This window comes from Necropsobacter rosorum, from assembly GCF_964241405.1.
In the GTDB taxonomy this organism is placed as follows: Bacteria; Pseudomonadota; Gammaproteobacteria; order Enterobacterales; family Pasteurellaceae; genus Necropsobacter; species Necropsobacter rosorum.
Map to the genome: position 1 here is coordinate 128,719 of NZ_CAXSXF010000002.1, position 12,611 is coordinate 141,329.

The 12,611-nt window shown below is 46.3% G+C and carries 12 protein-coding genes and 2 pseudogenes; 8 read left to right on the plus strand and 6 right to left on the minus strand.

The window, feature by feature from the left end; all coding sequences use genetic code 11:
• Positions 1 to 8 precede the first annotated feature (8 nt).
• Positions 9 to 1,799: an aminopeptidase P family protein gene (locus ACESOH_RS04615; RefSeq protein WP_373100021.1), complete on the plus strand. Its 1,791-nt coding sequence runs from the start codon at positions 9 to 11 to the stop codon at positions 1,797 to 1,799.
• A gap of 143 nt (positions 1,800 to 1,942) precedes the next feature.
• Here the strand turns inward: ACESOH_RS04615 and ACESOH_RS04620 are convergent, their stop codons facing one another.
• Positions 1,943 to 2,884, minus strand: coding sequence for a sugar ABC transporter substrate-binding protein (locus ACESOH_RS04620; protein ID WP_373100023.1), 942 nt, complete (start codon positions 2,882 to 2,884; stop codon positions 1,943 to 1,945).
• Positions 2,885 to 3,101: 217 nt separating this feature from the next.
• Between ACESOH_RS04620 and ACESOH_RS04625 the strand changes: the two genes are divergently transcribed.
• From ACESOH_RS04625 to deoR, 4 genes and pseudogenes are all read left to right on the plus strand, one after another.
• Positions 3,102 to 4,610, plus strand: a complete 1,509-nt coding sequence (locus tag ACESOH_RS04625) for a sugar ABC transporter ATP-binding protein (RefSeq protein ID WP_373100025.1) — start codon at positions 3,102 to 3,104, stop codon at positions 4,608 to 4,610.
• Entirely contained in the window at positions 4,607 to 5,635 is a 1,029-nt protein-coding gene (locus ACESOH_RS04630; RefSeq protein WP_373100027.1) for an ABC transporter permease, read from the plus strand. The genes ACESOH_RS04625 and ACESOH_RS04630 overlap by 4 nt, the downstream gene beginning before the upstream one ends.
• Before the next feature lie 13 nt (positions 5,636 to 5,648).
• Positions 5,649 to 7,089 (plus strand): annotated as a pseudogene (locus ACESOH_RS04635) (FGGY-family carbohydrate kinase).
• 6 nt (positions 7,090 to 7,095) lie between these two features.
• On the plus strand, positions 7,096 to 7,851 hold the full coding sequence (deoR, locus tag ACESOH_RS04640; protein WP_373100029.1) for a DNA-binding transcriptional repressor DeoR: 756 nt from the start codon (positions 7,096 to 7,098) through the stop codon (positions 7,849 to 7,851).
• Between the two features lie 42 nt (positions 7,852 to 7,893).
• On the opposite strand, the gene ACESOH_RS04645 is transcribed toward deoR, so the two are convergent.
• From ACESOH_RS04645 to ACESOH_RS04660, 4 genes and pseudogenes are all read right to left on the minus strand, one after another.
• Positions 7,894 to 8,370: a redoxin family protein gene (locus tag ACESOH_RS04645; protein WP_373100030.1), complete on the minus strand. Its 477-nt coding sequence runs from the start codon at positions 8,368 to 8,370 to the stop codon at positions 7,894 to 7,896.
• A gap of 17 nt (positions 8,371 to 8,387) precedes the next feature.
• Positions 8,388 to 9,038, minus strand: coding sequence for a cytochrome c biogenesis protein CcdA (locus ACESOH_RS04650; RefSeq protein WP_032092696.1), 651 nt, complete (start codon positions 9,036 to 9,038; stop codon positions 8,388 to 8,390).
• Position 9,039: 1 nt separating this feature from the next.
• Positions 9,040 to 9,984, minus strand: a pseudogene (gene msrB / locus ACESOH_RS04655) (peptide-methionine (R)-S-oxide reductase MsrB); the annotation flags it as partial.
• Between the two features lie 222 nt (positions 9,985 to 10,206).
• The gene (locus ACESOH_RS04660; RefSeq protein WP_373100032.1) at positions 10,207 to 10,518 is read right to left on the minus strand and encodes a hypothetical protein; all 312 of its coding nucleotides are present in this window, start codon (positions 10,516 to 10,518) and stop codon (positions 10,207 to 10,209) included.
• A gap of 122 nt (positions 10,519 to 10,640) precedes the next feature.
• Between ACESOH_RS04660 and ACESOH_RS04665 the strand changes: the two genes are divergently transcribed.
• Both ACESOH_RS04665 and ACESOH_RS04670 read left to right on the plus strand, forming a co-directional pair.
• On the plus strand, positions 10,641 to 11,210 hold the full coding sequence (locus ACESOH_RS04665) for a sigma-70 family RNA polymerase sigma factor (RefSeq protein ID WP_032092698.1): 570 nt from the start codon (positions 10,641 to 10,643) through the stop codon (positions 11,208 to 11,210).
• 1 nt (position 11,211) lies between these two features.
• Positions 11,212 to 11,382 (plus strand): zf-HC2 domain-containing protein, encoded by a 171-nt coding sequence (locus ACESOH_RS04670; protein ID WP_373100034.1) that lies wholly within the window; start codon positions 11,212 to 11,214, stop codon positions 11,380 to 11,382.
• Between the two features lie 61 nt (positions 11,383 to 11,443).
• Here ACESOH_RS04670 and rplY read toward each other — a convergent pair whose 3' ends face one another.
• The gene (gene rplY / locus ACESOH_RS04675; RefSeq protein ID WP_032092700.1) at positions 11,444 to 11,731 is read right to left on the minus strand and encodes a 50S ribosomal protein L25; all 288 of its coding nucleotides are present in this window, start codon (positions 11,729 to 11,731) and stop codon (positions 11,444 to 11,446) included.
• A 249-nt stretch (positions 11,732 to 11,980) separates the two neighbouring features.
• Between rplY and ACESOH_RS04680 the strand changes: the two genes are divergently transcribed.
• Entirely contained in the window at positions 11,981 to 12,589 is a 609-nt protein-coding gene (locus tag ACESOH_RS04680) for a DedA family protein (RefSeq protein WP_373100036.1), read from the plus strand.
• The last annotated feature ends 22 nt before the right edge of the window (positions 12,590 to 12,611 follow it).

The following is a 12,611-nucleotide window of genomic DNA, read 5'->3' on the forward strand; positions in this document are numbered from 1 at the left end:
GAGGAATTATGACAAATCAACATTCACCGCTTGCCCGATTGCGGCAAGCCATGCAGCAACAGCAACTTGACGGTTGGATCGCACCGTCCGCCGACCCGCATCTTTCGGAATATCTGCCCGAACACTGGCAGGCTCGCCGCTGGCTATCCGGTTTTACCGGCTCGGTCGGCACGCTGGCGGTCACGGCTACACAGGCCAGTTTATGGGTGGACAGCCGCTACTGGGAACAGGCGGCACAACAACTGAACGGCAGCGGCATTACCCTCGGCAAACTGGGTACGGGGCAAACCCATATCGATTGGCTGACACAAGCGCTTCCCGCCAATGCCGTGGTAGGTATCGCCGCCGACGGGCTGTCGTTATCCGCCCGACGCCAGCTTGAACAGGCTTTTGCCGCCAGATCAATCAGATTGTGTACCTCACGGGATCTTATCGCCGACATCTGGCAGGATCGCCCGCCGCTGCCCACCAACTCGGTTTATCCTCATGCCGCCGAGTTTGTGGTGCAATCCGGCGCGGAAAAGCTGGCGCGAATCCGCGCGGTGATGCAGGAAAAAGGGGCAAACGCACATTTAATTTCAAGCCTTGACGATATTGCCTGGCTGACCAATCTACGCGGCAGCGACGTACCTTATAACCCGGTTTTTCTGGCTCATCTGCTGATTGAAGAACACAACGCCACGCTGTTTATTGATCAACGCAAACTGAACGAGCCATGTTCGGCGCTGCTGGATGACGCCGGCATTCAGGTGGCGGATTATCACGCCGTTACCGACAGCCTCGCGCAGCTACACGGCGCGTTATTGCTTGACCCGAACAAAGTGGCAATCAGCACGCTGGCGACACTGCCCGCGCACGTTAAGCTGATTGAAGCGATTAACCCCAGCACTTGTTTCAAAGCAATGAAATCCGCACAGGAAATCGCCTTTATCCGTCAGGCTATGCTTGAGGACGGTGTGGCGCTGGCGGGCTTTTTTGCTGAATTCGAACACATAATGGCACAACACCACGCGCTGACGGAGCTGGATATCAGCGAAATGCTGATTAAACACCGCTCACAGCGACCGCACTATATTTCACCGAGTTTCAACACCATCGCCGGTTTTAACGCCAACGCGGCGCAGCCCCACTATTCCGCCACGCCTGAACATGCCAGCAAAATCGAAGGCAACGGCGTATTGCTGATCGATTCCGGCGCGCAGTATCACTGCGGCACGACCGACATCACCCGCGTGGTTGCCGTCGGTGAAGTCAGCGATGCACAGAAACGGGATTTCACTTATGTACTGAAAGCCCATATTGCGCTGGCGCAGGCGGTATTTCCCGACGGTATTTTAGCGCCGATGCTGGATGCCATCTGCCGCCAACCGTTATGGCAGGCGCAGCGCGAATACGGTCACGGCACCGGACACGGCGTCGGCTATTGCCTGAACGTTCATGAAGGTCCGCAGGTTATCTCCTATCACGCCGCACCGCAGCCGCAACACGCCATGCGGGCAGGAATGCTTACCTCCAACGAACCGGGCTTATACCGCCCGAACCGCTGGGGCATCCGCATCGAAAATCTGGTGGTCAATCAACCGGTCGCCCACGCACAGGAAAGCGAGTTCGGCCAATTTCTTTGTTTTGAAACCGTCACGCTGTGCCCAATTGACACCCGATTAATCGATAAATCGCTGTTAAATCAAAATGAAATCGACTGGCTGAATAATTATCACCGCACCGTACGCGACAAACTCGCCGCGCACTGTGAAGGTGAGGCAAAAGACTGGCTGTTAAAAAATACCGCGCCACTTTGAACCATCAGGCAGTCAGGCTAAACCGCATACATCCGGCCTTTGCGCCGGAAAAAGAATAAAAGTGCGGTCGGAATTCAGTGTATTTTCCAGTTGAAAAACATGCCGAAATCCGACCGCACTTTTTACTTTGCCTAAGAGGCGGGTTAATAATTTTCCGCTTGTTTTTTATCCACAACTACGGGTTCCACATAAACCACCGGTTCAATCGGTTGCTTATTAATTTGTTTTAATGCGGCGTCAATGGCCAGCGCGACCTGTTTTTTCGGCAGTTGATCGATCGTATTTTGCATTTTGCCTTGTTTTACATAGTCAATCGCAAGCGGAATACCGTCATAGCCGGTCACTAATACTTTGCCGGCCAATCCGGCATTTTCGACCGCCGTAACCGCACCAATCGCCATATTATCGTTGGCGGCAAAAATGCCCTGAATATCCGGATTGGCAGTCAAAATATTACTTGCCACATTAAGTGCCTGTTCGGTTTCCCAGTTGGCGGATTGTGACGCCACAATGTTAATTTGCGGATATTCGCCGAACGCTTTTAACGCCCCGGCTTTACGCTGTTCGCCGTTATCTACGCCGGCAATCCCTTCCAGCATGGCTACCTTACCTTTGCCGCCCAGCGCTTCGGATAAATTTTTCGCCGCCAGATAACCGCCGTGGAAATTATCCACACCGACGTAATTAAAGCTCAAACCGGCTTTTTTAGCCGCATCGGCATCAAGCCGCACATCCAAATCAATAATCGGAATACCGGCTTTTTCGGCTTTCTGAAAAGCCGGAATGAAGGCGATCGAATCATTCGGGGTCACGATGATCGCATCTACTTTTTTGGCGATCATATTCTCAACCAGCCCCACCAGCTGTTCAGTCGAATCTTCTTTTTCCGCAACTTGCACGATCAAATCGATATTTTTCTGTTTCGCCGTTTCCTCCGCGCCCTGCTGCATTGAAATAAAATATTCATTGCTCAGGGTTTTCATTAATAAGGCAATTTGCGGTTTTTCCGCCGCATTGGCCATACCGGAAACGGATAAAGCCAGCAAGCTGGATAATAAGGTTTTACGCCACAGATTAAGTTTCATAGTTTCATTCCCCTCACGCTATTGATTGATGAACTTACAACAGTTTTGCTGTAATTCGTGTTAGTTTATTCTCAAAGTTTAAAATTTATTGTGATAACTATCACAAAATAAAGATCGTTTTGTGAAGGTTATTTCATTTTTGCGAGAGAGATCGCATTTTATCCCGACATTATGGCGTAATCTAAAAACCGGTTTTTCAAACTGGATGGAACACAATATGACAGAACCTATTTTGCAGCTCCGGAATATCAGCAAGCATTTTTTCGGGGTAAACATTCTCAATAATATTGATTTGGCGATTTATCCCAGTGAAGTGCATTGCTTAATCGGAGAAAACGGCGCGGGAAAATCCACGCTGTGTAAAATTATTGCCGGCATTTATCATGCGGATCAGGGCGATATGATCTTTCAAAAGCAGCCTTATTTACCGCTGACGGTGAAGCAGGCGCAGCTGGCGGGGATCGGTTTTATTCATCAGGAATTAATGCTGGTGCCGCAATTAACGGTTTTGGAAAATATTTTTCTAGGCAATGAGCAATCGCACTGTCTGGGGAAAATGGATTGGGCGGCAATGCGCGCCCGGACGCAGGACATTATTAATCGGCTGGAATTAAACATTCGGCCCGATGATCGGGTGGCGGACTTATCCATTGCGCAGCAACAAATGGTTGAAATCGCCAAGGCCGTATTCAGTCAGTATAAAGTCATTATTTTTGATGAACCCACCGCCTCCATTTCGCGTAAAAATACCGAAACGCTGTTTAACATTATTCACCAGCTGAAAGCCGAAAATGTGGCGATGATTTATATTTCTCATCGTCTGGAAGAATTCAATCATATCGCCGATAAAGTCACCGTATTGAAAGACGGTATCGTGACCGGCACCATGCCGTTTGCTAACACCAGTGCCGATGAAATCGTACGTTTAATGGTAGGACGGGATGTGGATTTCACTCGTTACCAGCGCAACGCGCTGTTTTCGCAAGAAATTTTACGCGTAAAAGAGTTACACAATGACAAGTTGCACCCGATTTCGTTTCATTTAAATCAAGGTGAAATTTTGGGGTTCGCCGGTTTGGTGGGGGCAGGACGTACCGAATTATTACGCGCGATTTACGGTGCGGATGAAGCGCAGGGCGAAATTTACCTGAACGGCGAACAAGTCGCCATTGCCAGCCCGGAACAAGCGGTCAAACATCATATCGGTTTTATTACGGAAGATCGCAAATCTCAGGGATTGGTACTGGGGCTGAATATCCGTGAAAATATTACGCTGCCGGTGTTATCCCGTTTCTGGCGGCATTGGCGACTGGATAAAAAACAGGAGCGCGCGGTGGCGGAAGAAAACAAAAATAAATTACGGATCATGTGTAAAAATCAGGATCAGATAACCCGCACCCTGTCCGGCGGCAACCAGCAAAAAGTGATTATCGCCCGTTGGCTGGAAAGCGGCGCGAAAATTCTGTTTTTTGACGAACCGACCCGCGGGATCGATGTCGGCGCCAAATCGGAAATTTACGATTTAATGCGCAAATTCACCGACAGCGGCGGCAGTATCATCATGGTGTCCTCGGATTTACCCGAACTGCTGACCATGTCGGACAGAATTATGGTGATGAAAGCGGGAAAAATCGTCGCGGAAATCAGCGCGCGCAGCGATATGAACGAAGAAAATCTGATGCACGCGATGATGGGATTGGATAAACATGCAGGAGTTTCACAATGAATGTCAGTAAAATCATTTCAAAATTGGGTATCGGTTTAGTGCTGGTTTTTATGGTTATCGCCATGTCCTTTGCCTCGAACAGTTTTTTATCCACACACAATATATTAAATATTTTGTTGCAGGTTTCTGTGATTTGCATTATCGCCGTGGGCATGACCTATGTCATTTTAACCGGCGGTATTGATTTATCCGTCGGTTCTATTGTGGCGCTAAGTGCGGTCTGCTTAGGGTTGTTCGTCCATAAAGGCATGGACTGGCTGGGCGAAAATCCGTCCGAAAGTGCGGTCGTTTTTGTCGTGATTTTATCTGTTTTCGGCGCGTTACTGGTCGGTGCGCTGTGCGGCTATGTCAACGGTTTTATCATTGTCTATTGCAAAGTAACCTCTTTTATCACCACCCTTGGCATGATGGGCATTGCCCGCGGTCTGGCGCTGACACTGTCCGACGGCAAGACCATTTATAATTTTCCGGATGCGCTACGTTTTTTCGGCAACGGCAAAATTGCGCTAGCGGATAATTTCAGTATTCCCATTCCGGTGATTATCGCGCTGATTGTGGTGATCGTCAGTTATTATATTCTCACCCAAACGGTTTTCGGCCGGCAGGTTTATGCCTTAGGCGGAAATCGTGAAGCGGTGAGATTATCCGGTATTAATGTGAATAAACTGGAAGTGAAAACCTATGCGATTAACGGGTTGCTGGCGGCACTGGGTGCTGTGATTTTAGTCGGTCGTCTGAATGCCGCCCAACCGATCGCCGGAACCGGCTATGAGCTGGATGCCATCGCTGCAACGGTTATCGGCGGTACAAGTCTGATCGGCGGTGTCGGTTCGGTGTTAAGCACCGCTATCGGCGCGTTAATCATGGGCGTGCTGCAAAACGGTTTAACGCTGTTGAATGTCACCTCTTACCTGCAACGTTTAATTATCGGGCTGGTTATCATTTTGGCGGTATTTATGGATCAAATCCGGCGGGGCGAAGTATCGAAACAAAGTTTTAAACAGCTGATTTTCAGAAAATTCTAAGGAAAAGTGCGGTATGTTTTATTTAGGTATTGATTGCGGCGGCACCTTTATTAAAGCGGCATTATTCGATAAACAAGGTAAAATGTATGCCTGCGAGCGGAAAAATGTCGAGATTATCAGTGAACGGGAAGGCTATGCCGAGCGGGATATGCAACGGCTTTGGCAAGTTTGCGCGGAGGTTATCCGACTGACCGTGCAGAAAAGTCGCATCGCGCCGGCGTTGATTGAAAGTGTGGGAATTTCGGCTCAGGGCAAAGGGGCTTTTTTGCTGGATAAACACAATCAGCCTCTGGGACGGGCGATTTTATCCTCCGATCAGCGTGCCGCCGCTATCGTAAAACGCTGGCAGCAACTGGCGCTTCCCGAGGTGATTTACCCTATCACTTCGCAGGCGTTATGGAGCGGTCATCCGGTATCGATTTTACGCTGGTTAAAAGAGCATGAGGGGCAACGCTATGCGAAAATCGACAAAATTCTGATGTCGCATGATTATCTGCGTTTCTGCTTAACCGGCGAATTATATTGCGAAGAAACCAATATTTCCGAATCCAATTTATATAATATGAATACGGGGCAATATGATCCTAAATTAACCGAACTGTTTGGCATTGAAGAAATCTTCGATAAACTGCCGCCGATCATCAAAGGCGATCAAATTGCCGGCGTGATTACCGCGCAGGCGGCGAAAAAAACCGGTTTGAAAGCCGGCACGAAAGTTGTCGGCGGCTTATTTGATGTGGTTTCCACCGCACTTTGCGCCAATCTGCAAAACGAACGAACGCTCAACGTCGTACTCGGCACCTGGACGATCGTCAGCGGTATCAGCACGCAATTTGATAAAACCTCCGGACTTATCTGCGGGCGCTATATTCAAGACGGTCGGTTTATCATCCATGATGACAGCCCGACGTCCGCCGGTAATCTCGATTGGTTTATCAATAAATGGGAAAATATTACCTATTCCGAAGTGAATGAAATCATCGCTGATTTACCGCCGGTCTCCAGTTCGATTTTATTCGTGCCTTTTTTGTACGGTTCCAACATTAAATTGGGCATGCAGGCCGGCTTTTACGGTTTACAGTCTTATCATACTCAGGCACATTTGTTGCGAAGGCATTCTGTTCAGTTTGATGTATCATCTGGAGCGGATGAAAGTGCGGTTCCCGAATACTGAAATTTTGCGCATTACCGGCGGCGTCACCAAATCACAAGTCTGGTTGCAGATGCTGGCCGATTTAACCGGTTTAACCCTGGAGATCCCGCAAATTGAAGAAACCGGCTGTTTTGGCGCCGCACTGATGGCGATGCAGGGCGTTCAGAAACAGGGAAAAGATGCTATGATAGCGCAGGTTGACATGCAAACCATTTTGCCGAGTAAACAGAACTTTGCTTTATACCAAGAAAAATATCAACGTTATCAGAAGCTTGTCAACGCATTATCGGTTATGGCTTAAATTCAGATGGATAAAAAAACGCAACTGCGGGTACAGAAACTGGAATTTCTGCTGACCCAAACGGATAAAATTCACTTACGCAATGCGGCGGAGTTGCTCAATGTCTCGGAAATGACCATTCGCCGCGACGTTAATGCCGAAAACAGCAATATGAGCCTGATCGGCGGCTATATTTTAAAGCAAAATCCGGATCAGCCGCAGCTTAGTCATTTACTCTCTCAGCGCCAGACCAAAAACGTGCTGGAAAAAGTGCATATCGGAAAACTTGCGGCCAATCTGATCGAAGACGGCGACACCGTTTTTTTTGACGGCGGATCAACCATTCCGTTTATCGCCTCGCAAATTCCCGATACCGTGCGCTTTACCGCGCTTTGTTGCTCTATCAATACCTTTTTAATTCTGCGGGAAAAGCCCAATTGCAAAATTTATTTGTGCGGCGGCTGTTATTCGCAAGATGATTTATTTATCAACCCGGTGCAAAATCCGAATTTACTGGACTTAATCTGCACCACGAAAGCCTTTATTTCGGCTTCCGGCGTCGATAAAAATCTCGGCTTAACCTGTTTCCGTCTGGATGAGGCGCAAATTAAACACAAAGCCATGGCAAAAACCGCACAAAAAATTCTGATCTTTGATCACTCTAAATTTAATCAGGTACAGCAAGCCTATTTCGGTGAATTAAACGATTTTGATGTGGTTATCTGCAATCAGCCTTTACCGGAAGAATTTTCCGTTGCATCGCAGTTGCAGGTTATGGTGTAACATAAAATCCCTGCACGGAATACAGGGATTTTATGCGCGAAGTTACTCCGCCAGATAGCGTTTAATCTGTTCGCCGCCCAAATGTCCCGGAATGGTTTTCGTGATATTCAGCGAGCCGTCCAGAATCAGATTGGTCGGGTAGCCGCGGACTTTGGCGCGTTTGATGACTTCGCCCTCTTCGTCCAGCAGCACGACAATATTCTTGTAATCCAATCCTTTGTACCATTCGATAAACTCGGCGCTCGGTTTTTCGCCTTTATGTCCCGGCGAGACGATGGTGATGATCGGCAAATCTTCACCGGCTTCAGCGCTGAGGGCATTAATTTCGGCTAAGCCCGCCAGACAAATCGGACACCAGGATGCCCACATTTTGACATAGGTTTTCTTACCCTGATAGGCATCCAGCGTTACGCTACGGTTATCAAGATCTTTAAATGTAATCCCTTTCAAATTCACTTCTCCTGCGGCAAATACATTAACACTGAACAGTAATACCATCAGAGCGACTATTTTTTTCATGTTTATTTCTCCTTTTATTACATTACGATGTGCAGATTATTGGTGATTAATAACACGCCCATCAGAATAATCAATATTCCGCCGATAATTTTAAATTTGGTCAGATGTTTATTCAGCGCTTTGGTTCTTTTCAATAAACTGTCGGAGAAGAACGAAAAGAGCATAAACGGTGTCGCCAATCCCAAAACATAAACCAGCATCATGCCTGCGCCGTATAAGGCCGAACCTTCATCACCGGATAAGGCCAGTACGGCGGCTAAAATCGGGCCAATACAAGGCGTCCAGCCCAGACTGAAGGTGAGCCCCAAAACAAACGCTTGTAGCGCCGCACTTTTATTATCCGTTTTGATCTCAACCAGCTTGGTTTGTTCCAGCACGCCGATTTTTAAAATCCCCAGCTGATGTACGCCGAGTATAATCACAATAATTCCCGCCACAATTCTGGCGGTATCATTAAATAAGAGATCACTTAAAAATCCGAAGCTGAATCCCAGCCCGATAAATGTCAGCGATAAACCCAGTATAAACAGTAAGGTGTTTAATATTTTCCGCCCGCCTTTGCTCAGAATACCGAAATAAATCGGGACGATCGGGAAAATACAGGGCGATAAAAACGATGCCAGCCCGGCTAAAAAAACGCTGCCGACTAATAAATTCTGATCGAACATCTTATTTTCCCTTCACCAGATTGATTAAATAACCGTAATTCTGCGCTTCCATATGATCCAGCGGAATAAATTTAATCGAAGCGCTGTTGATGCAATAACGCAATCCGCCTTTTTCTTTCGGGCCGTCGTTAAACACATGTCCCAGATGCGCTTTGCCGCTGCGGCTTAATACTTCGGTTCTCAGCATATTGAAGCTGGTGTCCTCGGCATAAGTCACCACCTCATCAACAATCGGTTTGGTAAAGCTCGGCCAGCCGCAGCCCGATTCGAACTTATCCGCCGAAGAAAACAGCGGTTCGCCGGTGGTAATATCCACATAAATGCCGGGCTCAAAATTATCCCAATAATCATTACTGAACGAATGTTCGGTATTTTTATGTTGCGTGACGCTGTATTGCAGCGGAGTAAGTTTGGCTTTTAACTCGGCATCGCTCGGTTTCGGATAATCCTGCGGGTCAATAATCACATGATTTGCCTGTTTGAGATCAATATGGCAGTAACCGTTCGGATTTTTCTTTAAATAATCCTGATGATAATCTTCCGCCAGAATATAATGTTTTAACGGCTCGACTTCGATCTGAACCTTATCTTTATATTTCGCCTGCAATGCGTTAATTGCGGCTGAAATCACCGCTTTATCCTGCTCGTTCTGATAATAAATGCCGGTGCGGTATTGTCTGCCGCGATCATTACCCTGCTTATTGACACTGGTCGGATCAATCACCTGAAAATAATATTTCAACAATTTGTCCAATGAGATTTTATTGGCATCATAGGTCACATGCACGGTTTCGGCATGATCGGTCTGACCGATAATCCGATATGCGGTTTGTGCCGTTTTACCGTTGGCATACCCGGATGTGGCGTCTTTTACCCCGTAGATTTTTTCCATATAGGCTTCAATGCCCCAGAAACAGCCGCCGGCTAAATAAATATCGCGGATATCTTCTTTTTGATTTTCGCTGGTTTTTGTCATCGTATTCACCCTGTCTGAATGCGTTTCATTTGCCATGGCCGGGGAATGCAACACCACGGCCGACACCAATAATAAAAACAGTTTATTGTATTTCATGATGTTCTCCTTTATTACAACGCCTATCGTTATGAACGGCGGCCCGGCTACGACCGCCGTTACGGTTAAAACTGCGAACAGTTATATATTATTTTGTTACATCTTTTTTCCGTTCATGTCCTCCTTTTTCATATCTCCTTTTTTCATTTCCTCCTTTTTCATCTCCTCTTTTTTCATGTCTCCTTTTTTCATCTTCATCTCATCTTCCTGCATGGAGGACTTTTTCATATGATCGGATTTCATTTCCGATTTCATCATGTTATCCTTTTCCATCTGTTGCGGCTGCATCATCGTATTTTCCGGCATATGCGCCTGCTTCATATCGGCGGCGTTCACGCTGACGGCGGCAACAGACAATAAACCGGCAAAACTTAAGACTTTTAAAGTGTGCATTAAAGATTTCATCATTTTTCCTTTTAATTTATGTTAATTGCGTTTTATGAAAGAATACCCTTCACATTATCATTAGTCGGAGAAGTCTTAAAATGCTGACAAAAAAAATGACAAATTTTTAAAAAAATTATAACTATATGATAATCAATGAAATTAATTCCGGTTTTTCGGCACAGCAACTCGCAGATATTCGAGATCAAATGTTAAAATTCACCCGGCTTCAGCTACGGGACAATAATCTGGCGGAAGATCTCGTCCAGGAAGCGTTACTCAGTGCGGTCAAAAATATTGATAAATTTAAACGTCAGGCCGCGTTAAAAACCTGGGTTTTCGCCATTCTGAAAAATAAAATTATGGATTATTTACGCCAAAAAGATCGGTTTGTAGTAGAAAGTGATCTGGATTTTAGCGAAGAAACCAATCATTTTTTTGATTATCACGGTCATTGGAAAGCGGAATACTGCCCGACGGACTGGCAGGAAAGCGAAATTTATTCGCAAGAATTCTGGCAGCTGTTTGAAGTCTGTCTGACCCACCTGCCGGCACGCCAGGGGCGCGTTTTTATGATGCGCGAGTATTTGGAGTTTTCCTCTGACGAAATTTGCCATACGGTCAATATCAGCAGGGAAAACCTACACACATTGCTTTATCGGGCGCGATTGCAGTTACAGCATTGCTTATCCGGAACACTTCGTCAGGGAGAATAATATGAATTGCCGGCAAGTCACTAAATTAATTTCCGATTCGAGAGAACGAACGCTTAATCTACAGGAAAAAATCGGGATGAAAACCCATCTGCTATTTTGTCCGCATTGCCGTAACTTCCAGCAACATTGCAAACAAATCAATAAGCTGATGAAACAGTTTGCGGATAAGTAAACGGAGGAACAAAAAAGCACTTCGGCATGCCGCGCGAAGTGCTTTTATCGCCTAAAACAAATTAAGCGCGTTTGAAGTCGATATGTACCAGTTTCGGTTTGAACGGATGACGCTGCATCGCCTGTACTTTCACTGCCACATCTTTACCGTCGATCACTAATGTGATGACTTCCGAGTAGAACGCATCGTGTTCTTGTGCGTTGTTTAATTCATCGTGGTTTAATACGATAGAAACCGGAGCTTCGGTTCCGCCATACACGATTGCCGGAATTTGACCGTTGTGACGCAGGCGGCGGCTCGCACCCTTACCTTGCGCCGTACGAACTTCAGCGTTAAATTTAAATGCCATAATAATGTTCTCTTAAAATAAAAAATTAATCTTAAAAAACCGCAGGCGACCCAGCGATTTTCCATATTCCGCCCAAAGAATCACTTTGAGGTCGCGTATTGTAATCAATTTGTTGCATTAAATCAAATAAAATCATTCATTTAATTCGTTTCAAGGGCAAATTTTTTATAGCCATTTGCATATAAAACAAGCTACAATGACAAACTTAATTTATAAGTTGTTCTGTTAATTAAAGATACGGGATTTACAATGGAATTTTTGATTAATTTTTTCACCGACTACGGTTATTTCGCTGTACTTTTTGTTTTGATTATCTGCGGTTTCGGCGCACCGATTCCGGAAGACATTACCTTGGTATCGGGCGGGGTGATTTCCGGGCTGGGCTATACCGATCCGCACATCATGGTATTGGTCAGTATGTTGGGGGTACTGATCGGCGACAGCACAATGTACTGGCTCGGCCGGATTTACGGCGTCAAAATTCTGCGTTTCCGCCCCGTGCGTAAAATCCTGACCCTGAAACGGTTAAAAATGGTTCGTACGCAATTCGATAAATACGGCAACCGCGTATTATTCACCGCCCGCTTTCTGCCGGGATTAAGAGCGCCGATTTATATGGTTTCCGGCATTACCCGGCGGGTAAGTTTTTTACGTTTTGTGCTGATTGATTTTTTTGCCGCCATTATTTCGGTACCGATCTGGGTGTATTTGGGGCATTTCGGCGCCAGCAATCTGGATTGGCTGCACGCTCAAATTAAAAAAGGACAAATCGCCATTTATATTATTATTGCCGCGTTGGTGCTGTTTTTATTCTGGAAATGGAAAAAAAGTAAAAAACAGAATACCACTTCCGATTAAGCCGTCGATGACATAACAAAGT